This is a genomic window from Arthrobacter sp. 01L42, assembly GCF_056400005.1.
This window is the reverse complement of the sequence record NZ_JBFTSL010000012.1, coordinates 37819-57340: the sequence shown is the minus strand read 5'-3', so window position 1 is coordinate 57340 and position 19522 is coordinate 37819. Positions and strand designations below refer to the sequence as shown.

General features: G+C 68.0%; 18 protein-coding genes, 1 tRNA gene and 1 other RNA gene. 12 read left to right on the top strand and 8 right to left on the bottom strand.

What is annotated here, in order from left to right:
• Positions 1–217 precede the first annotated feature (217 nt).
• Positions 218–302, bottom strand: a tRNA-Ser gene (locus AC1DN2_RS12220).
• A gap of 451 nt (positions 303–753) precedes the next feature.
• On the opposite strand from AC1DN2_RS12220, the gene ffs reads away from it, so the two are divergent.
• The 5 genes from ffs to AC1DN2_RS12195 all read left to right on the top strand — a co-directional run bounded on the left by ffs (position 754) and on the right by AC1DN2_RS12195 (position 7195).
• Positions 754–850: signal recognition particle sRNA small type (gene ffs, locus AC1DN2_RS12215), an RNA gene on the top strand.
• A 27-nt stretch (positions 851–877) separates the two neighbouring features.
• Positions 878–3991 (top strand): DNA polymerase III subunit gamma and tau, encoded by a 3114-nt coding sequence (locus tag AC1DN2_RS12210; RefSeq protein ID WP_476850516.1) that lies wholly within the window; start codon positions 878–880, stop codon positions 3989–3991.
• A gap of 51 nt (positions 3992–4042) precedes the next feature.
• A complete protein-coding gene (recR, locus tag AC1DN2_RS12205) occupies positions 4043–4642 on the top strand; it encodes a recombination mediator RecR (protein ID WP_018774392.1) in 600 nt (199 codons plus the stop codon).
• 12 nt (positions 4643–4654) lie between these two features.
• Complete coding sequence (locus AC1DN2_RS12200) at positions 4655–5233, top strand: GNAT family N-acetyltransferase (RefSeq protein WP_476850515.1); 579 nt, start codon at positions 4655–4657, stop codon at positions 5231–5233.
• A gap of 609 nt (positions 5234–5842) precedes the next feature.
• A complete protein-coding gene (locus AC1DN2_RS12195) occupies positions 5843–7195 on the top strand; it encodes an aspartate kinase (protein WP_018774393.1) in 1353 nt (450 codons plus the stop codon).
• A 195-nt stretch (positions 7196–7390) separates the two neighbouring features.
• On the opposite strand, the gene AC1DN2_RS12190 is transcribed toward AC1DN2_RS12195, so the two are convergent.
• Entirely contained in the window at positions 7391–7585 is a 195-nt protein-coding gene (locus AC1DN2_RS12190) for a hypothetical protein (RefSeq protein ID WP_476850514.1), read from the bottom strand.
• 143 nt (positions 7586–7728) lie between these two features.
• Entirely contained in the window at positions 7729–7953 is a 225-nt protein-coding gene (locus AC1DN2_RS12185; protein WP_028278007.1) for a hypothetical protein, read from the bottom strand.
• A gap of 127 nt (positions 7954–8080) precedes the next feature.
• Here AC1DN2_RS12185 and AC1DN2_RS12180 point away from each other — a divergent pair, with 127 nt between their 5' ends.
• From AC1DN2_RS12180 to AC1DN2_RS12165, 4 genes are read left to right on the top strand one after another with little or no spacing between them, the layout of a single operon-like run.
• Positions 8081–8551 (top strand): MarR family winged helix-turn-helix transcriptional regulator, encoded by a 471-nt coding sequence (locus tag AC1DN2_RS12180; RefSeq protein ID WP_476850579.1) that lies wholly within the window; start codon positions 8081–8083, stop codon positions 8549–8551.
• A 27-nt stretch (positions 8552–8578) separates the two neighbouring features.
• On the top strand, positions 8579–9160 hold the full coding sequence (locus AC1DN2_RS12175) for an SSI family serine proteinase inhibitor (RefSeq protein ID WP_476850513.1): 582 nt from the start codon (positions 8579–8581) through the stop codon (positions 9158–9160).
• On the top strand, positions 9129–10136 hold the full coding sequence (locus AC1DN2_RS12170) for a 3-methyladenine DNA glycosylase (RefSeq protein WP_476850512.1): 1008 nt from the start codon (positions 9129–9131) through the stop codon (positions 10134–10136). The genes AC1DN2_RS12175 and AC1DN2_RS12170 overlap by 32 nt, the downstream gene beginning before the upstream one ends.
• On the top strand, positions 10133–10525 hold the full coding sequence (locus AC1DN2_RS12165; RefSeq protein WP_476850511.1) for a serine protease inhibitor: 393 nt from the start codon (positions 10133–10135) through the stop codon (positions 10523–10525). Before AC1DN2_RS12170 ends, AC1DN2_RS12165 begins: the two co-directional genes overlap by 4 nt.
• A gap of 183 nt (positions 10526–10708) precedes the next feature.
• Here the strand turns inward: AC1DN2_RS12165 and AC1DN2_RS12160 are convergent, their stop codons facing one another.
• Together AC1DN2_RS12160 and AC1DN2_RS12155 are read right to left on the bottom strand one after the other, a co-directional pair.
• The gene (locus tag AC1DN2_RS12160) at positions 10709–13903 is read right to left on the bottom strand and encodes a S8 family serine peptidase (RefSeq protein ID WP_476850510.1); all 3195 of its coding nucleotides are present in this window, start codon (positions 13901–13903) and stop codon (positions 10709–10711) included.
• Between the two features lie 331 nt (positions 13904–14234).
• Positions 14235–14420 carry a hypothetical protein gene (locus tag AC1DN2_RS12155; RefSeq protein ID WP_028278002.1) on the bottom strand — a complete coding sequence of 62 codons (186 nt, stop codon included), beginning with the start codon at positions 14418–14420 and terminating at the stop codon, positions 14235–14237.
• Positions 14421–14690: 270 nt separating this feature from the next.
• Between AC1DN2_RS12155 and purS the strand changes: the two genes are divergently transcribed.
• The 3 genes from purS to purL are packed head-to-tail and all read left to right on the top strand — an operon-like array spanning position 14691 to position 18044.
• The gene (purS, locus tag AC1DN2_RS12150) at positions 14691–14942 is read left to right on the top strand and encodes a phosphoribosylformylglycinamidine synthase subunit PurS (RefSeq protein ID WP_018776110.1); all 252 of its coding nucleotides are present in this window, start codon (positions 14691–14693) and stop codon (positions 14940–14942) included.
• A gap of 1 nt (position 14943) precedes the next feature.
• On the top strand, positions 14944–15714 hold the full coding sequence (gene purQ / locus AC1DN2_RS12145; protein WP_476850509.1) for a phosphoribosylformylglycinamidine synthase subunit PurQ: 771 nt from the start codon (positions 14944–14946) through the stop codon (positions 15712–15714).
• Complete coding sequence (purL, locus tag AC1DN2_RS12140; RefSeq protein ID WP_476850508.1) at positions 15711–18044, top strand: phosphoribosylformylglycinamidine synthase subunit PurL; 2334 nt, start codon at positions 15711–15713, stop codon at positions 18042–18044. The genes purQ and purL overlap by 4 nt, the downstream gene beginning before the upstream one ends.
• Before the next feature lie 80 nt (positions 18045–18124).
• On the opposite strand, the gene AC1DN2_RS12135 is transcribed toward purL, so the two are convergent.
• From AC1DN2_RS12135 to AC1DN2_RS12125, 3 genes are all read right to left on the bottom strand, one after another.
• The gene (locus tag AC1DN2_RS12135; protein ID WP_223914525.1) at positions 18125–18418 is read right to left on the bottom strand and encodes a DUF503 domain-containing protein; all 294 of its coding nucleotides are present in this window, start codon (positions 18416–18418) and stop codon (positions 18125–18127) included.
• 95 nt (positions 18419–18513) lie between these two features.
• Positions 18514–18831 (bottom strand): putative quinol monooxygenase, encoded by a 318-nt coding sequence (locus tag AC1DN2_RS12130; protein ID WP_079555298.1) that lies wholly within the window; start codon positions 18829–18831, stop codon positions 18514–18516.
• An 80-nt stretch (positions 18832–18911) separates the two neighbouring features.
• Complete coding sequence (locus tag AC1DN2_RS12125; protein ID WP_476850507.1) at positions 18912–19514, bottom strand: hypothetical protein; 603 nt, start codon at positions 19512–19514, stop codon at positions 18912–18914.
• Positions 19515–19522 lie beyond the last annotated feature (8 nt).

Below are 19522 nucleotides of genomic sequence, written 5' to 3'. Positions count from 1 at the left end.
CAGGCGGCTGGGGCACAGGCGGCTGGGGCGGGCACGGGGGGCTGGGGCACAGGCGGCTGGGCCTCCGAGCCGACTTGGCGGATGAATCGGTGCCGGTACTGGCGGAGGACGCAGCCTTGGCCAGAACCTCACGAGAAGCTCACGCGGATAGAAATGCCGGGGACGCGAAAGGCCTGGAGACGCAAAAAGGCCCCGGTCCGAAGACCGGGGCCAACCGCGGAGAATGGGGGATTTGAACCCCCGAGGGCGTTAACCCAACACGCGTTCCAGGCGTGCGCCATAGGCCGCTAGGCGAATTCTCCAGTTGCTTCTGAATCAAAAGCAGATACTAGAATACCTGAACTTTCCGGCTTCGCCCAATTGAGCCTCCCGCCCCGGCCTGCGGCTCCTCCGCGGGACATGCCCCGCGGCCCGCTTGAGAGCTGGACATAGCCCCAAATAGCCCACTCCTTCCCGCCAAGAATGGGCATGCCCCACACTGCCCACTCCCGCCACTTGGACATGCCCCGCGGCCCGCCCGAGGGCTGGACACCGTCCCAATTAGCCCACTCCTTCCCGCCAGGAATGGGCATGCCCCACACTGCCCACTCCCGCGACTGGACATGCCCCACAGCCCGCCCGACCGCTGGACATAGCCCCACCGCGCCCACTCCTGCAGCCCGCAGCTGCCGCGAAAAATGGGCATGTCCCGCCGAGGATTAAGGGCCAAACCGGGCCAATTCGGGGCACACCCAATCGTCAGGTAAACTTGCTGACGGCCCCTCATGTGGCGTCATCCTGTTGAACTCCCCCAGGACCGGAAGGTAGCAAGGGTAAACGGGCTCTGGCGGGTGCATGAGGGGTCTTTTATGTCTGTGCCGATTGGTAGGGTTTATCTGTGACTGTTACTACCGCCCTCTACCGTCGATACCGCCCCGATTCGTTCGCGGACGTTATCGGGCAGGAGCACGTCACCGAGCCTCTCATGACGGCCCTGCGCAAGAACCGCGTCAACCACGCCTATCTCTTTTCGGGCCCCCGCGGCTGTGGCAAAACCACCTCCGCCCGCATCCTGGCCCGCTGCCTGAACTGCGCCGAGGGCCCCACGGACACTCCCTGCGGCAAGTGCCCCAGCTGCGTGGAACTCGCCCGCGGCGGCTCCGGCTCCCTGGACGTCATCGAGATCGACGCCGCCAGCCACGGCGGTGTGGACGACGCCCGCGACCTCCGGGAACGGGCCACCTACGCCCCCGTCCGGGACCGCTACAAGATCTTCATCATCGACGAAGCCCACATGGTCACGTCGGCCGGGTTCAACGCCCTGCTCAAGATCGTCGAAGAACCGCCGGAACACATCAAGTTCATCTTCGCCACCACGGAGCCGGACAAGGTCATCGGCACCATCCGTTCCCGCACGCACCACTACCCTTTCCGCTTGGTGCCGCCGGAGCCTCTCATGGCGTATCTGGAGCTGCTCTGCACCCAGGAGAACGTCCCCGTGGCGCCCGGGGTGCTCTCGCTCGTCATCCGCGCGGGCGGCGGTTCGGTCCGCGACTCCCTCTCCGTGCTCGACCAGCTCATGGCCGGCGCCGGACCAAACGGACTGGACTACGAACTCGCGGTCGCCCTCCTGGGCTACACGCACGCCTCCCTGCTCGATGACGTCGTCGAGGCCGTCGCGGCGTCGGATGCCGCCACGGTGTTCCGCGCTGTGGACCGCGTCATCCAGACCGGGCACGATCCCCGGCGTTTCGTCGAGGACCTGCTGGAACGCTTCCGCGACCTCATCATCGTCCAGGCCATGCCCGAAAGCGCCCAGTCCATCCTCCGCGGCATGCCGGCGGACCAGATTGCCCGGCTGCAGAACCAGGCCCACAACCTCGGGGCGGCCGAGCTCTCCCGCGCCGCTGACGTCACTAATACCGCGCTCACGGACATGACCGGGGCCACCTCTCCGCGCCTGCACCTGGAACTGCTGTGCGCCCGCATCCTGCTGCCCAGCTCCGAGCAGACCGAGCGCGGCATTGCGGCCCGGATCGACCGCGTCGAGCGGCGGTTGAACTACGCCGGTAACGACGTCGGAGCTCCCCTCGCCGGCGCCCCCGCACCTGCCACCGTTCCGCCTGCACGCACGGAGCAGGCAGCCGCGCCACAGTTGCCGGCAGCGCACGTGCCCGCCGCACCTTCGCACGCCGCGCCGGCTGCCACGACCACCACCCCCTCCGGCCCGCGTCAGGACGAGCAGCCGCCGGCCACAGTCTCCGCGACCGCCAGGCAGGACGAGCCCGTCCGAGAACCGCTGACGGCACCACGGGTCAGCACCAGCGACTGGCCTGTGGACGAACCCGCGGCGGCCAGCCGGCCCGCCCCTGCCGCAGGTCCCGCCGCCGCGCCTCCGTCCCTGCCCGCGTCGGCGACTGCCCCAACGGTTGCCCCATCCGCCCCTGCACCGTCTGCCCCTGCACCGTCTGCCCCGGCGGCATCTACCCCAGCACCCTCCGTCCCCGCGCGTCCCGAGCCGGCCGAGCCCGGCCGGGCGCCTGCCGCTGTTCCCAGCCCCGCTCCCGGCTCCGCCGCCGGACCCGGAGCCGACGTGGAGGTTTTGCGCCGCGCCTGGCCCGAGATCCTGCAAACGCTCACCAAGATCAAACGCAGCACTTGGGCGCTGGTGGAACCCAACGCCCAGGTCGGCCACTTCGAAGACCACGTCCTGACCCTCGCGTTCACCACCGCCGGGCTGGCGGGCGCCTTCGGCCGGGCCGACCACGCCGAGAACCTCCGGCAGGCGATCCACAAGACCATCGGCATCGATTGCCAGATCCGGGCCGTGGCCGGCAGCAGCAACAGCCCAGCGAGCTCTGAGCCAAACCCAAAAGCGCCGCCGGCTAGCCCGGAGACCCCGGCATCGTCCGCAAGCCAGGCGACGTCGGCCGACGTCGCCTGGGGCCTGAGCCCGGCTCCCCAGCAGGCCCCATCTCCGGCCAACGATGCCGCTGAAGCCGTCCCCTCGCGGGTGGCCCAGGCGCACGTTCCCGCCGCCTCAATGCCTTCGACGCAACCCACTCCGGCCCCCGCGGCCCCGGCTCAGGTCCGTGCCGCCGCGCCGGCAGCGGAACCGCAGGCGCCTGCCCCCGCGATCCAAACTCAGGTCCGCGCAGCCGAGCCAGCAGCCGAATCGGACGGCCCTTCGGAGCCTTCCGGGTCCTACGCCGACGCCGATGACGACTGGGGACCGCCCCGGGACGAGGACGCCCCTCCGCTGGACGAGGAACCACCAATGGATTGGGACCCCTCGCCCGTAGCCACGCCGCGCCGCCCCGAGCCCGCGGCTGCCGCTACCGCTCCGGCCCGCAAGTCCCCTGCCGCGCCGGCGTCCAAAACCGTTGGTTCCCCGGCCCGGACACCGGGCGCAGACCCGGACGCGTCGGATGACGCGTGGGCCCGCGCCGTCGAGCAGTCACCCGGCGTCTGGACGGTCGGCACAGATTCGAACCTCGGCCGGTACACGAGCCCGGATGTCGAACCCGCTGCGCCCGAGCCCGAGCCGAAGCCTGTGCACTACGAGCCGGCGGCGGCACAGATCCCGGAGTACGCGGGTGTCGTGTCCGCGCCGTCCGGACTGGCCTCGGACCACCCGGCCCGGGCCGAAGCGGCTCCGGCTCCGGCGCCGGCGGTTGCGGAGTCTGTTGCGCCGCGTGTGGCCGCCGCTGCCGTAGCTGCCGTCGCGGAGGCTGTTGCGGTCACTGCCGTTCCCGAGGCCGCCGCCCCGGCAGGCCGGCAAAGCCTGTACCAGCGGCTGTCGAACAGTCCCGAGGCCGAGGCCGGGCGGGCGAAGGCCCCCACCCGAGCTGCCGCCGCGACCACCGTCTACGTACAGGACATCCCCAGCGCCGACGACGAAACGATCGAGGAATCGGGCGTCTTCGGCCGGGCCGCCGTCGAGCGTATTCTGGGCGGGAAACTGGTGGAGGAGCGCTCCCTGGATGGAAGCCCCCTTCCGCCCCGCTTCTAGCAGACCCCCTGCCGGCTGGCCCCGGCCCCACTCCAAACGAACGAGGACATTGTGTACGAAGGCGCAGTTCAAGAGCTGATCGACGAGCTCGGACGCCTTCCCGGAGTGGGGCCTAAGTCCGCCCAGCGGCTGGCCTTCCACATCCTCGAGGCTGATCCCCAGGACATGAAGCGGCTTGTCGATGCCATCACCACAGTGAAGGAACGTGTCAAGTTCTGCACGGTTTGCGGGAACGTGACCGAGCAGGAACTGTGCAACATCTGCCGCGACCCGCGCCGGGACCCCACGGTGATCTGCGTCGTCGAAGAATCCAAGGACGTCCTGGCGGTGGAGCGCACGCGGTCCTTCCGCGGCAGGTACCACGTCCTGGGCGGCGCGATTAATCCGATCGCCGGGATCGGTCCGGAACAGCTCCGGATCCGTGAGCTGCTGACCCGGCTCAACGACGGCGCCATTCAGGAAATCATCATCGCCACCGACCCCAACCTCGAGGGCGAGGCCACGGCGACGTATCTGGCCCGGATGCTCAAGTCGATTGGCATCGCCGTCACCCGGCTGGCGTCCGGCCTGCCCGTGGGCGGGGACCTGGAATACGCCGACGAAGTCACGCTCGGCAGGGCCTTCGAGGGCCGCCGCAACGCCCTGAGCTGAGCTGACGGATTCGTGGCAACCACCGGCAGCGGCACCCCGGCGCCGCTCCTCACCGGGCGCTTGCTGTTGCGTCCGTTGACAGCGGACGACGCCGGCGCCCTGCTCCGGTTCCGGGCCCATCCGGCGGCCACGCGGTACCTGTCCCATGGTCCGCTCACCCCCGCGCAGAACAGCGCCCGGCTTGAGCAGACACTGTCCGCGGCGGCATCCTCCACGGCCGAGTGGTTTCACTTCGGCTGGGCGATCGAGCTCCGGGCCACCGGTGAAGTCGTTGGCGACGCCCGGACCTGGAACACGCAGGAACCCCCGGCGCCCGGCCGGATTCCCGCAGACTCAGCCAGCCTGGGCTACGTTCTTCACCCGGAGCACCACGGGCTCGGTCTCGGCCGGGAGGCCGCCGGCGCCCTGGTCGACTGGCTTTTCGGCGCCCGCGGCAGCGAGACCATTTTCGCGGGAGTCTACGAGCCCAATCTCCCGTCCCGAAGGCTGCTCGAGGGCCTGGGCTTCCGGAAGGACCGCTTCTTCCCCGTTGCCGAGGACACAGCGGGAAAACAGCTACCGTCCTGGCGCTACCGGCTGGACCGCGGCTAGCGGACATGCCCCGCGCCCGCGCCCACGCCCAGCGGACATGCCCCGCGCCCACGCCCACGCCCAGCGGACATGCCCCGCGCCCGCACCCAACAATGGACACAATGCCCTCACGCCCACTCCTGCCCGCCAAGAATGAGCATGTCCCACGGAACGGGAGAGCATGCCCGCTCCTGGCCCGAGCTCCCCCACCTTGCCCGGCGGACATGTCCAGCGCCCCTGCCCGGGAATGGACACAATGCCCTCATGCCCACTCCAGCCCGCCAAGAATGAGCATGTCCCGCGGCAGCACTGAGCATGTCCACTCCTGGCCCGAGCTCCCCCACCCTGCCCCGGCGGACATGTCCAGCGCCCCTGCCCGGGAATGGACACAATGCCCTCATGCCCACTCCAGCCCGCCAAGAATGAGCATGTCCCGCGGCAGCAGTGAGCATGTCCACTCCTTGCCCGCAGCACTGGGCATGTCCGGTGGAGACAAAACCCGGAGTGTCTGCCATTCGGTCACAATTCAACGGCGCGGGCGGCACGGCGATAAACTGGGGTGAGAAGTTACGCCGTCGCGCCGTTTGGTTGCCTGGCCCAGAACCCCGATGATCCAGTGAGGGTGCGCGAATGAGTTTGCCCACTACCGAAGTCCAGCCCGGATCGCAGACGTTGCCCGTCTCGGCCGCCGCCACCAAGCACCTTGTCGTGAAGAAATTTGGCGGTTCCTCGGTGGCTGACGCAGAAGGCATCAAGCGCGTCGCCCGGCGGGTCGTGGATGCCCAAAACGCCGGCGACGAGGTCGTCGTGGTGGTTTCCGCCATGGGCGACACCACCGATGAGCTCCTTGACCTCGCCGGCCAGGTCACCGATTCCGCGCCCGCCCGCGAAATGGACATGCTCCTCTCCGCCGGCGAACGAATCTCCATGGCGCTGCTGGCCATGGCCATCAACAAGTTCGGCGCCTCGGCCCAGTCTTTCACCGGGTCCCAGGCCGGCATGATCACCGACGGCATCCACGGCAAGGCCCGGATCATCGACGTCGACCCGCACCGCATCCGCACCGCCCTGGACAAGGGGCACATCGCGATCGTGGCCGGGTTCCAGGGCATGAGCCACACGACGAACGAGATCACGACGCTCGGGCGCGGCGGGTCGGACACGACGGCGGTGGCCCTCGCCGCGGCGCTCGACGCCGATGTCTGCGAGATCTTCACCGACGTCGACGGCGTGTACACGGCCGATCCGCGCGTGGTCGCGTCCGCCCGGAAGATCGACCGCATCTCCAGCGAGGAAATGCTGGAACTGGCCGCGTCCGGCGCTAAGATTCTGCACCTGCGCTGTGTTGAATACGCTCGCCGCTTTGGGGTGCCACTGCACGTCCGTTCCTCATTCAGCCAGAACGAAGGCACCTGGGTTCTGCCCGGCGCCGACGACAAGATCACGACTCAAGAGGGAGTTGCCTTGGAGCAGCCAATCATCTCCGGTGTGGCACACGATCGGTCCGAAGCCAAGGTCACGGTTGTCGGCGTACCTGACATCCCCGGCAAGGCAGCGGCGATCTTCCAGGTCATCGCGGACGCCCACTCGAACATCGACATGATCGTCCAGAACGTGTCCACCCACGGCACGGGCCGGACCGATATCTCCTTCACCCTCCCGATCGTCGAAGGCGCCGAGGCCCTGGCCGCCCTGCACGCCGCGCAGGACCGGATCGGCTTTGAGAGCATCGAATATAACGAGAAGATCGGCAAGCTTTCGCTGATCGGCGCCGGCATGCGCTCGCACCCGGGTGTGTCCGCCCGCTTCTTCGCGGCCCTCTCCGAGGCCGGCATCAACATCAACATGATCTCCACCTCGGAGATCCGGATCTCCGTGGTCACCCACGCGGATCTGCTCGACGACGCCGTCCGCGCCATCCACAGGGCCTTTGACCTCGACAGCGAGGACGAGGCCACGGTCTACGGCGGCACCGGCCGCTAGCCGCACCTGCGCATCCGGGCGGACCCCGGACCGCATAAAGACGGGGAAGGGAGCGGCACCTGCCGCTCCCTTCCCCGTCTCCGCCCGTCGTCGGCCGCTTCCCCACAACTCCGGCCGAATTCCCACGTTTCCGGCCGCGTACCACGCGGCCGCCCGGGACGCCCCCGGCACCCGGAACCGGCGAAGCGGGCCTCGTCAGACCTCTTCTTTCCCGAGATCCGTTTTCCGGACAGCGTAGTGGTGTCCGTGGTCGTCCGTCTCGATTTCGAAACCTGCCAGGTCGTCTTCCGAGGCGTGCTCGAAGTCGTCGTGCTTGTGAACTACAGGCGCCGCGGTGTCGCCTCGATTTGCGGGCCCGAACAGCAGCCTCAGCTTGTCGGTCTTTTCCATGAAAGCTCTGACAGCACGTGTCACTAGTCCCACCCCCTTTCCTCGTCCCGGATGGTTCAGGATGCTGCACAGCGGTGTGTCAGTGCCCTCATTTTACGCCCGGCAGCGGGAAATGGCCCGGGTGGGGTGGCGCTAAAAGGGACCTAGCGCAGGGATTTGTCGTCAGGGTTTCGGGGCACCACATAAGTGCTGCCGTCGGGCCGGTGCAAGGTCTCCCACTGTTCAGTTTCAGCCTGCCGCGCCGCCAGCAGCCGCCTGTTCTGGTCGGTCATCTCGTGGCCGAGTGAACTGCGGTTGGCCGGCCCGAACACCGCCCGGAACTTCCCGGTGGCCCGCATGAACCTCTCGACGGCGTTTTCCTTGGCCATGGCTATCCTTTCCTGGGAGCAAGACAATGCTCCCAGTGTACGCTAATCATTAGTGCACTAATCATTCGAAGGAGTCGGTGTGACCCAAGGAACCCCAGCAATTCAGGGCGGCCACGCCACGAACGGCCTGCCGGACGCCCAGGCAGCGCAGGACGACCTCCTGCTGGAACAGCAGCTCTGCTTCGCCCTGACGGTGGCCTCCCGCAGCGTCGTGGGCGCTTACAAGCCCGTCCTGGACAGGCTCGGCCTGACCCACCCGCAGTACCTCGTGATGTTGTGCCTGTGGGAAGCGAGCCCGCGGTCGGTCCGCGACATCAGCGACGCCCTGGCCCAGGAGCCGGCAACCATCTCGCCGCTGCTGCGCCGGCTCGAGACGGCCGGCTTCATCACCCGCCAGCGGATGGAAGGCAACGAGCGCACCCTGGATGTCCGGCTGACGCCGCGCGGCGCCGCCCTTCGGGAGCAGGCCACCGAAGTCCCGGGCATCATGATGGCCCGGCTGGGCCTGACCCGTGAACAGGTCGGCCAGCTGCACGCCACCATGATGGACCTGATCGCCGCCACACGGCCCGGCCCGGAGGACGCGCCCCGGCGGTAGACTGGGCAAAACAGAGGAGGACTGCTGATGCGCACGCAATCGGGCCGCCCGGCACTTGTCCTGGCGGCCGTCCTGATGGCCGTGGCCGGACTGGCCGCCTGCACGCCGAACGGCGGGCCCACACCTTCTCCCTCCCCCAGCACGACGTCGGGCACCCCCTCCAGCCCGTCACCCACAGCGCCGTCGGGCTCGCCGTCACCGGAGACGGAGACGACCTCGCCGGCACCGTCCCCCTCCGCCGTCCCGCTGCCGTCCGGACCGGGCAAGGGCAACGCCGAACTCGCCATCATGGTCAAGCCGAACGAAGCCGGCACCGCGGCCAACTTCACGCTGGTGTGCCAAAACGGGGTTCCGGCGGCCGAAAGCCAGCACCCCAACGCCGCCGCCGCGTGCATCGCCATCAAGAACAACCCGGCCATCCTCAGCCCCGCCCCGCCCGCCAAGAACCAGACCTGCACCCAGCAGTACGGCGGCCCGCAGGTGGCCACAGTCACCGGCGTCGTGGATGGCAGGGCGGTTCAGGCGAGCTTCAGCCTGACAAACGGCTGTGAAATCGCCGCCTGGAACGCCGCCAAAGATGTTCTGGGCTCATCCGGCGGGGCGAGCTAAGCCCTTGCACCTCCAGCAGGAAGAATGGCTGCCGCGCCAGACCGCCCACGTCCAACATGTCCGCCGCTACGCGGACCCCTACCTCGAGCGGCGCTCCGCCGGCCGGAAGCACCCGGTGGAGGACTTCCTGTTCACCTACTACACCCAGAAGCCCGGTCAGCTACTGCGCTGGCACCCGGGCGCCGGCGTCGTGCTCTCCGGCCCCGAGGCTGAGGCGCGGACCGGGTGGAAGTATTACCGCGCGGCCGACGCCGCAGAACTCGCGGCCGCCGGGCTGCCGGCCGAGTCGCCGGCGGTGACGGTCGACGTCGACGCCTTCCTGAGGGAGCGCCGGGAGGCACTGCAGTTCGCAGGGATCATCCTGGCCGGGACTGCCGCGCGGCCGGCCCAGTTCGGCTGCTTCGGGCTGCACGAGTGGGCCATGGTCTACCGGCAGGACAAGTTCGATCTCCGGCACGAGTACCTGCAGCTGCGGCTGGGGTCCGGGCGCACCGACGAGGTGGTGGAGGAGAACCGGATCCGGTGCTCGCACTTCGACGCCTTCCGCTTCTACACCCCGGACGCCGTTCCGCTGAACAGCATGGTTCCCAGCCGGGAGAACCAGCGCACCATGGAGCAGCCGGGCTGCCTGCACGCCAACATGGACCTATACAAGTGGGCCTACAAGCTGTCCCCGTTGCTGCCCAGCGAGCTCGTCATGGACTGTTTCGAACTCTCGTGGCGGATCCGGGCCATGGACATGCGGGCGTCGCCGTACGACCTCGCCGACTGGGGGTATCCGGCGATCCGGATCGAGACACCGGAAGGTAAAGCCGAGTACGTTGACTATCAGCGGGCGTTCGCGGCCGAATCGCAGCAGCTGCGGGGGCGGCTGCTGCAGGAGCTAACGCCGCAGCTCAACGCCGCGGCCGAGTCCGCCCCCACCACCGCAGACCGGCACACGGAACCGGACAACAGCTTGAAGGGACCGTCATGACAGACACAGCCAGCCCCCGCGACGACCGGCACGGGCCCAACGACGTCGAGCTGACCATTCGCCTCACCGAGGCTCCCGGCGCGCCCGAATACACCTTCAGGCTGGAAGCCGGCGACGGCGCCGCCTCCGCCGCATCCACCCTGCCGGATCCCGCCGCCGCCCTCGCGGCCGTCCGGCGCCACGGCGAGGCGATCTTCTTTCCCAAGCCGGGGCCGCCGAAGATGTGCACGCAGCAGTACGGGGGTCCGCAGGTCGCCGTGGTGACCGGCTGGTTCCTGGGCCGGGAAGTCCACAGCACGTTCAGCCGCACCGATGGCTGCGAGATCGCCCGCTGGCGGGCGATGGCGCCGCTGCTGGGCGGGGTTGCGGGATCCACCGGGGCAATCTGAGCCTTCACGGCACGGACGCCCGCGGCCCCTGGGCTCTCCCGGCTCCGCCGGCCGGCCCGGGACCGGGTCCGCCCCGACCTTTCCCGCGCGCTCGGCTCTCCCGGCTCCGCCCCCGGCGGATTAAACGGCAACGGCCGGCGGTGTGAGCCGCCGGCCGATGCCGTATTTTGGTGCTGCTTCTGCCTAGATGGCGTAGTTCGGGGCGAAGGACTGATCGCTGTTCTGCATCTTGCCCTGCTCCTCCTTCACCTTCTTGCCCTTGTCCTTCTTGTCCTTGTGGGAGTTGTCGCCATCGGCGTCGTCACCCGGACCGTCATTGGAATCCTGGTCCTCGGAGGTCGGCGGGACCACGACGGTCCCGGCCGGGGTCACCAGGACTGAGACGAACGTGGGATCGCTGGCACCGGCGAAGGTGACCCGGCCGATGTACGAACCGACCTGAAGCCCATCCCAGCTCAGCGTGACCTTGCCGGCCTTGCCGTTGGCGAGCCGGAGCGGGTTCGGGCTCAGCGAGGCCTTGCCCTCGACCTTGCCGAGCACGGCGGCGTCGACCGAGGCCTTGGTGGCCTGGTTGTTCGGGCTGGCGTACAGGTTGGCGTAGATCGTGTACTTACCCGGGGTCGGGTTGGGGATGGACACCGATTCGCTGGCCGACGACGTCGCGACCGTCAGCGGACCGTTCGGGGTCATGACGTACATGTCGAAGTCAGCCTTCGGATCCGCGGAAATGACCGAGAACTTGGCCAGCGGGGAGCCGGCCACGACTGTGACGTCCTTGACTACGTTGGAGGCATCCGGGCCGCCGGTGAACGGACCCGGGACGAGCTCGGCGGCCGTGGAGTCGGCCTTCGAAAGACCGTCGAGGGTCATGTTGGTCGGCGCGTTCGTGCCCGAGACCACCTTGATGGCACCGGAACCGCTGCCACCCTCGGAGGTGAAGGCGACGTCGGACAAGGCCACGACCGACTGCGGACGGACCGCGATCGGCGACGCCACATTCTTGTTGGCGCCCTGCCAGCTCAGCGAACCGGTCGCGAACTTGCCCAGGGGCGCGCCCTGGTTCTCAAAGGAGACCTTGAACGTGCGCTTCTCGCCGGCGGCGCGGAAGTTCAGAACAGCCGGGGTCACGCTGACCTTGATGCCGGGAACGTTGAACTGGGCCTTGTAGACCCCCGGGGTCAGGGCGGTCAGCGTGCGGGTGACCTCGATCTTCCCGGCCAGGTTGCCCAGGGCGAAGGAGGGCAGGTTCATGTCCCGCGCCTTGGTGGTTCCGTGGATGAACTCCAGGTAGTCGGCCTCGCTGGCGTCGTAGACGAGGCCCGGATCCAGCACGCGGGCCGGGTCCACCTGGCCTGCGCCGGTGGCAAAGACATCGGTGTTCTTGGATCCGTCGGCGTTCTTGACGTCGCTAGTGGTGGTCATCATCGCGGATTTGACCGCCGCCGGGGACCACGTGGGCTTCATGGCCAGGATCAGCGCGCCGAAGCCGGCTACGTGCGGGGAGGCCATTGAGGTGCCGGAAAGGAAACCGAAGTTGTCGCCGCCGGTGCCGATCGGCGAAACGCCGGCCAGCACGGCCACGCCGGGCGCCGCGACGTCGGGCTTGAGGAGGTCGGAGCCTTCAGCGAGCAGCGGGCCGCGGGAGGAGAACCCGGCGATCTGCGGCTGCGCCTCGAGGGGCAGTCCGGTGGTGTCCTTGTTGACCAGGGAAACCGTGATGGCCGGATTGGCCGTGACCTTGGCCTTGATGGCCTCGGTGGCGGGCGGGTTCACGTGGACGGTGGGGACCGAGTGCTTGTCCGTGTCCAGTGAGGAGACGGACAGGTTCACGAGGATCATGCCGACGCCGCCTCCGCGCTTGACTTCGGCGCTCTTTGCGACGCGGTCCACGACGCCGCGGTCACAGACCACAACCTTGCCGGCGATTTTGGCCGGGTCCAGCGAATCGGGGCCGCACAGATTCGGGCTGGCCTTCCCAGCGGCTCCTGAGTTGGCTGCCAGCACGACGCCGGCATTGGAAACCTGGCCGTTCATGATGCTGGCGCCGCGGTATTTACTGCCGTCGGAGAACTCGACCGTGCCCTGCAGTTCCTGCGAGAAGCTGGTGGCCGCGACAGTGGTCAGCCAGGGCGCGCCATGGTTGACAGTGCTGGCAGTCGGGCCGGAGTTGCCGGCGGAGACGGCGACGAAGATCCCGGCCGAGGCGGCGGACATGAACGCCAGGGAGACCGGATCGGTGGTGGTATCCGTGGCGCCGGAGATGGAGTAGTTCAGGACGTCCACGCCGTCCTCGATGGCTTTGTTGATGGCCTCGACAGACGCGGACGAGTAGCACCCACCGGAGTTGGGATCGTTGTCTTCCCAGCAGACCTTGTAAACGGAGAGCTTGGCGGCCGGCGCGATGCCGCTGGTCTGGCCGAAGCTCCTGCCGTCAACCATGGCCTCGACATTGGCGTTGCCGGCAGCCGTGCTGGCGGTGTGGGTTCCGTGGCTGGCGGCGTCGACCGGGGACAGCCGTTCGCCCGGAGCCCAGTCTTCCGGCGGGACAGTGGCCGCGAAGTCTTCGCCAAAGTAGCGGGCGCTCAGGACCTTGGAGTTGCAGGCGGTGCCGTCGAAGTCGGTGCCGACCTGGCATTCGCCCTTGAAGGTTTCGCCGTCGGCTTTGAGCATCGCGATCTTGCCGTCCGGGGTGCGGTACGGCACGCCGACGACGGGATTTCCGGTGAGGGGCTTGACCTCCTGGCCGGCAAAGTAGGCGCTGGAGGGGGTGTAGCCGGTGTCAATGACGCCGACCACGACGCCCTTGCCGGCCGCGTCCTGGCCGCCGAACTTGGTGTTCCACGTGCCGTTGGGCCCGCTGAGCTTCAGGAAGTCGGCGGTGGAGTAATCGGGTGCGTTCTCCGTGTCCGGCGCGACGACGAGGACCGACGGGTCCCGGGCCAGTTTCACGGCCTGGTCCGCGGTCAGCTTGGCGCTGAAGCCGTTGAGGGCTGCGGTGAACTGGCGCTGCATCTTGACGCCCTGCTGGCCGGCCACCTGGGCCTGCTTCTGTTCCAGGTGGGCCTTGTACTGCTTGACTTCGGCCTTGGTGGCATCCAGTTTCTTGCCGGAGGCAGGCTTGGTGGCCGGCAGGCCGGCCGTCCCGCCGTCGTAAGTCGCGGAAGGCTTCTCCGCCATGACCACTATGTAGCGGCCGTCCTTGTAGTTGTTCGGATCAATATTCTTCTGTGCGACGCCGGCTACGCCCGGGCCTTGCGCCGGGGCCGCATTGGCGGGGGCGATCGCGATGCTGGACAGAAGAACCGGCAAGCCCAGGGTCAGTGCCGCGGCCCTCCGGAGTCCCCCGCTTCGAAGGAAGCTCTTTCCTGGTGATGTCACGAGTGTTTGAACCTTTCGTAAAGGAACGGCCCGACTCCAACGCCGGGCCCAACGGACTGGCGGGAACTCACCGGGCGGTCGCCCGGCCCGCCCCCACGGATACCAGCCGATTCATACAGTACAGACCGAGAGCGAGATATGACATAGACCACAAGGAGGTATTTAAAATTTGTCACGCAATACGACACGATGCGATGGCGAGGATGCTGAACTGCGTCAATTGGACTCCGGCGGGCACAGTGCCTACGCCAGCATGCGCCGGCTCAGCGCCGGAGGCCGCGACGACTTACGATCTTCGGGCCCGCCGCCGGCCCGCTCGTGTTCCGCCGGCCTATTTTCGGGGAGTCCGGACCACGTCGCTGATCCATGCGCGGGTCTTCTCATCCAGGGGGCCGGCCACCTTGGTCGCCTTCGCCGCACGGTCAGCCTTGATCTTCTGCAGAACCATCCGGCCCAGCCCGGCGAACACTGCGACGGCCACAACAGACAACACCACGGATTTCGGTTTCTCAGCCATGCGCACATCCTACTGACCCGCGGCAGCCCCGACCATAGGGCGCAGCCGCCCCCGCGACGCCATCTCCCCAGCTCAAGGACCTGCCGAGGAGGCCGCGTTCACACTCCCCGCCCGAATACGGCCGGACGCACGGTGGCCGGTAGAATGGGCATGCAAGCTCGCGGAGCGCCCTTTCACGCTGTATTCACCAGTCCAACACACAGCGGATCGGCGTGAGACGGCACCACTCCGCTGCGCCCTTACCCAACGCTCACGCACAGGAGTTGCCGGATGCCCCGGATCGTTGTCGACGTCATGCCCAAGCCCGAGATTCTGGACCCGCAGGGGAAGGCCATCGTCGGTGCTCTGCCCCGGCTGGGCTTCACCGCTTTCAGCTCTGTCCGCCAGGGCAAGCGCTTTGAACTCACGGTCGACGGCGAGGTGACCGAGGAGATCCTGGCCCAGGCCCGCGACGCCGCGGAGACCCTGCTGTCCAACCCGGTCATCGAGGACGTCGTCAACGTCGAGGTCGTTGAGGCCTGAAATGACTGAACTCCCCCTGATCGGCGAGGCCGTCGCCGTCGCCGCCAACGCTCCTGGTGCTCGCAGGCTCGCGGGTGCGAAGATCGGCGTCGTCACCTTCCCCGGCACCCTGGACGACCGCGACGCCGCCCGTGCGGTCCGTCTGGCCGGCGCCACCCCGGTGGAGCTCTGGCACGCCGGCACCACCCTGGGTGACGTTGACGCCGTCGTGATTCCCGGCGGGTTCTCGTACGGCGATTACCTCCGCGCCGGCGCGATCGCCCGCTTCGCGCCGCTGATGTCCAGAATCATCGACGCCGCCAATTCCGAGGCCAAGCTGCCCGTGCTGGGCATCTGCAACGGCTTCCAGATCCTGACCGAGTCGCACCTGCTGCCCGGTTCCATGATCAAGAACGACCACCTGAAGTTCATGTGCCGCGACCAGGTCCTGCGCGTGGAGAACAACACCACCGCCTGGACCGGGGACTACGCCGCCGGCCAGGAAATCACCGTGCCCCTGAAGAACCAGGACGGCCAGTACATCGCCGACGAGAAGACCCTGGACGCGCTCGAGGCCGAAGACCGCGTTGTGTTCCGCTACGTCGGCTTCAACCCGAACGGCTCCCGCCGCGACATCGCCGGCATTTCCAACGCCGCGGGCAACGTGGTGGGCCTCATGCCGCACCCCGAGCACGCCGTGGAGGCCGGCTTCGGTCCCGAGCTCGGCTCCGGCACCGAGGGCCTCGGGTTCTTCACCTCTGTCCTGAACAAGATCGTGGGAGACAACAAATGACGGAGACACCCGCAGTGGCGGCACCCGCGGAGACCGCCCGGAAGTTCAACATCGACACCGTCGAGAACGCGGCCAAGACCCCGGACACCGAACTCCCCTGGGCCGAACTGGGCCTGAAGCAGAACGAGTTCGACGAGGTCGTCAAGGTCCTGGGCCGCCGCCCCACCGGCGCGGAACTGGCCATGTACTCGGTGATGTGGAGCGAACACTGCTCCTACAAGTCCTCGAAGAACCACCTGCGCCAGTTCGGCGACAAGGTGACCGAGGAAATGAAGAAGGACATGCTCGTGGGTATCGGCGAAAACGCCGGTGTCACCAACCTGGGCGACGGCTGGGCCGTGACGTTCAAGATCGAGTCCCACAACTCGCCGTCCTTCGTGGAGCCCTACCAGGGCGCCGCAACCGGCATCGGCGGCATTGTCCGCGACATCATCTCCATGGGCGCCCGCCCGGTAGCGGTGATGGATCCGCTGCGCTTCGGCGCCATTGACCACCCGGACACCGCCCGCGTCATGCACGGCGCCGTGGCAGGGATCGGCGGCTACGGCAACTCGCTGGGCCTGCCCAACATCGGCGGCGAAATGGTCTTCGACTCCGTGTACCAGGGCAACCCGCTGGTGAACGCGCTGGCCGTCGGCGTGATGCGCCACGAGGACATCCGCCTCGCGAACGCCTCCGGCAAGGGCAACAAGGTGGTGCTGTTCGGTGCCCGCACCGGCGGCGACGGCATCGGCGGCGCCTCCGTGCTGGCCTCGGAGTCCTTCGATGACACCAAGCCGTCCAAGCGCCCCGCGGTCCAGGTGGGCGACCCGTTCGCCGAGAAGGTCCTGATCGAGTGCTGCCTCGAGCTGTTCAAGGGATCCCTGGTGGAGGGCATCCAGGACCTCGGCGCCGCCGGCATTTCCTGCGCCACCTCCGAGCTTGCCTCCAACGGCGACGGCGGCATGGAAGTCGAGCTGACCTCCGTGCTGCTCCGCGACCCCACCCTGACCCCGGGCGAAATACTGATGTCCGAGTCGCAGGAACGCATGATGGCCGTGGTCACCCCGGAAAACATCGCCGCGTTTGAAGCGGTCATGGACAAGTGGGCGGTGGAGTACTCCTGGCTGGGCGAGGTGACCGACACCGGCCGCCTCATCATCACGTGGGAAGGCGAGGTCATTGTCGACGTCGACCCGCGCACCGTGGCCCACGACGGCCCGGTCTACGACCGACCGTATGCCCGCCCCGAATGGCAGGACGCCGTCCAGGCCGACTCCTTCACCGGGTCCGTGCAGGACGCCGGCCGTCCCTCCGCCCCGGCGGACCTGGCCGCCGCCATCACCGAGCTCGTCGCCTCCCCGAACACGTGCGACAAGTCCTGGATCACCAAGCAGTACGACCGCTATGTCGGCGGCAACACCGCCATGGCGTTCCCGGACGACGCCGGTGTGGTCCGGGTGGACGAGGAAACCGGCCTCGGCGTGGCCCTGGCCACCGACGCCAACGGCCGCTACACCTACCTGGACCCGTACCACGGCGCTCAGCTGGCCCTGGCCGAGGCCTACCGCAACGTCGCCACCTCCGGTGCCGTGCCGATGGCCGTCAGCGACTGCCTGAACTTCGGCTCCCCCGAGGACCCCGACGTCATGTGGCAGCTCGCCGAAGCCATCCGCGGCCTGTCCGACGCCTGCATGGTCCTCGGCATCCCGGTCACCGGCGGCAACGTCTCGCTGTACAACCAGACCGGGACCACCCCCATCCACCCCTCCCCCGTGGTGGCAGTGCTGGGCAAGTTCGACGACGTCGCCCGCCGCACGCCGTCGGGCTGGAAGGAAGACGGCCAGGCCATCTACCTGCTGGGCACGACGGCGGCAGAGCTGGACGGTTCGGAATGGTCGAACATGCGCGGACACCTGGGCGGCCTGCCGCCGAAGGTTGACCTCGACGCCGAGCGCGAACTGGGCCAGATCCTGATCAACGCCTCCCGCGACGGCATGGTGGATTCCGCCCACGACCTCTCCGAAGGCGGCCTCGCCGCGGCCCTCGTGGAGTCGTCCCTGCGTTACGGCGTGGGCGCCCGGATCGCCCTGCAGGACGTCCTGGACCGCGACGGCGTGGACCTGTTCACGGCGCTGTTCTCCGAAACCCAGGGCCGCGCCGTCGTCGCTGTGCCCCGCTCGGAGGAAATCCGCTTCACGGACATGTGCACCGCCCGCGGCTTCGCGCACGTCCGGATCGGTGTGGTGGACGCCGAGGGCGGCACGCTGGAGATCAACGGTGTCGAGACCATGAGCCTCGACGCGCTCCGCGAAGCCCACGAGGCGACCCTGCCGAAGTACTTCGGCTAAGCCCCACCGCTCAAAGCAACGCGGGGTCACTTACCGCCCATAAATCCCCTCGGGATGGGCGCTAAGTGACCCCGCGTTGTTTAATCGTCGCTGCGGAGCTCCCGTTGCCGTGCGCTGAGGAGTTCGAGTTCGGGCCGGGCCGCCACGAAGCGTTCGACGGCGGTCAGCACCTCCACGACGTGTGCCCGGTCTGCTGCCACCAGGCCGGCGCCCAACTGCGTGCGCCGGTACTGTTCGTGGTCCCCGACCTCGGCCACGGAGACATCAAAGCGGCGCTTCAGCTCCGCAAGCAGCGGCCGCACCATGGAACGTTTCTCCTTCAGGCTGTGAACGTCGCCCAGAAGGATGTCGAATTCAATCCAGCCGATCCACATGCCATAAGCGTATCCATTGCTCCCCAGCTGCCCCCTAGCCTCGCAAGCCCGGCCAGGGAACCCTGCCGGCGTGGGCCCACTGCAATCGATGCCGGTTAGATGGTGAGCTCGCCCATCCGGTCCCAGCCGTCGCCGTCGAGCTGCCGGCTGATGATCCGGGGCGTCTCGGCCAGCGCCTGAGGCATGTCCGCCATAGCCTGCTTGAAGTGGGCGCTGTTCACGTGGGCCCCGGCGGCGTCATCCTTGAAGGCCTCAACCAGGACGAATTCATTGGGGTCCTCCACACTGCGGGACCAGTCGAACCACAGGTTGCCGGGCTCCTGGCGGGTGGCCTGGGTGAAATCGTTCACGAGTCCCAGCCAGCGCTCCGACCAGTCCGGCTTGACCTTGAATTTGACGACGATGAAGATCATGGGCTAAAGCCTTTCATTGGTTTTCCGGAGGTTCCATTCTTCCAGCATGACGATGCCGGGTCACATGGCCAGTTGGCGGGTCAACAGGCCTTGATGGCCTCGCGGGCCAGTTCCTGCTGCCGCGGGGTGCCGATCCGGTCGGCCCACTGTTCGGCGAGCTGGAACTCCACCATGGCCTCGGTGCACCGGCCGGCGTCATGCAGCGTCCAGCCGAGGTTGTTGTGCAGCGAAACCACCCACCGCTTGGTCCGCTCATCGTGAACCGTGGACGCGTACTCCAAGGCGCTCCGGGTCCAGGTCTCGGCGTGGGCGGAGTCGGCAATGGCGAGCATGTGCAGCGCGTCCACGGCCAGGAATTCCTCGACCAGGTAGTCAGCCAGTTCGGCCGCCTGTTCAAACAGCGGCACGGCCATCTCGGGGTGGCCGCTGGAATTGAGCACCCGGCCGCGTTCGAGCAGCACCCGCACCGCGACGGTCGGCTCGTCGGCATCGACCGCATCCAGCAGGGCGTCGGCTTCCTCGTAGCGGCCCTGCAGCCCGATGGCCCGGCCCAGCTGCGTGGTGAGTTCGGCGCGTTCGTCGGCGTCGTAGCGTTCATCGGCGGCCGCCGCCCGGAACCGGGCTTCGGACCCGGCGGGGTCGTCGAAGTTCCACAATTCGTCAAGGGTTTTCTGTTCCAGCATCCATCTGC

Bases quoted from the DNA above. Each gene is read 5' to 3' on its own strand.
- AC1DN2_RS12125 (WP_476850507.1), bottom strand. From the start codon at position 19,514: ATGCTGGAACAGAAAACCCTTGACGAATTGTGGAACTTCGACGACCCC.
- AC1DN2_RS12165 (WP_476850511.1), top strand. From the start codon at position 10,133: ATGACAGACACAGCCAGCCCCCGCGACGACCGGCACGGGCCCAACGAC.
- purL (WP_476850508.1), top strand. From the start codon at position 15,711: ATGACGGAGACACCCGCAGTGGCGGCACCCGCGGAGACCGCCCGGAAG.
- AC1DN2_RS12135 (WP_223914525.1), bottom strand. From the start codon at position 18,418: ATGTGGATCGGCTGGATTGAATTCGACATCCTTCTGGGCGACGTTCAC.
- purQ (WP_476850509.1), top strand. From the start codon at position 14,944: ATGACTGAACTCCCCCTGATCGGCGAGGCCGTCGCCGTCGCCGCCAAC.
- AC1DN2_RS12130 (WP_079555298.1), bottom strand. From the start codon at position 18,831: ATGATCTTCATCGTCGTCAAATTCAAGGTCAAGCCGGACTGGTCGGAG.
- AC1DN2_RS12190 (WP_476850514.1), bottom strand. From the start codon at position 7,585: ATGGAAAAGACCGACAAGCTGAGGCTGCTGTTCGGGCCCGCAAATCGA.
- AC1DN2_RS12170 (WP_476850512.1), top strand. From the start codon at position 9,129: ATGTTCTGGGCTCATCCGGCGGGGCGAGCTAAGCCCTTGCACCTCCAG.
- AC1DN2_RS12175 (WP_476850513.1), top strand. From the start codon at position 8,579: ATGCGCACGCAATCGGGCCGCCCGGCACTTGTCCTGGCGGCCGTCCTG.
- purS (WP_018776110.1), top strand. From the start codon at position 14,691: ATGCCCCGGATCGTTGTCGACGTCATGCCCAAGCCCGAGATTCTGGAC.
- AC1DN2_RS12195 (WP_018774393.1), top strand. From the start codon at position 5,843: ATGAGTTTGCCCACTACCGAAGTCCAGCCCGGATCGCAGACGTTGCCC.
- AC1DN2_RS12185 (WP_028278007.1), bottom strand. From the start codon at position 7,953: ATGGCCAAGGAAAACGCCGTCGAGAGGTTCATGCGGGCCACCGGGAAG.
- AC1DN2_RS12155 (WP_028278002.1), bottom strand. From the start codon at position 14,420: ATGGCTGAGAAACCGAAATCCGTGGTGTTGTCTGTTGTGGCCGTCGCA.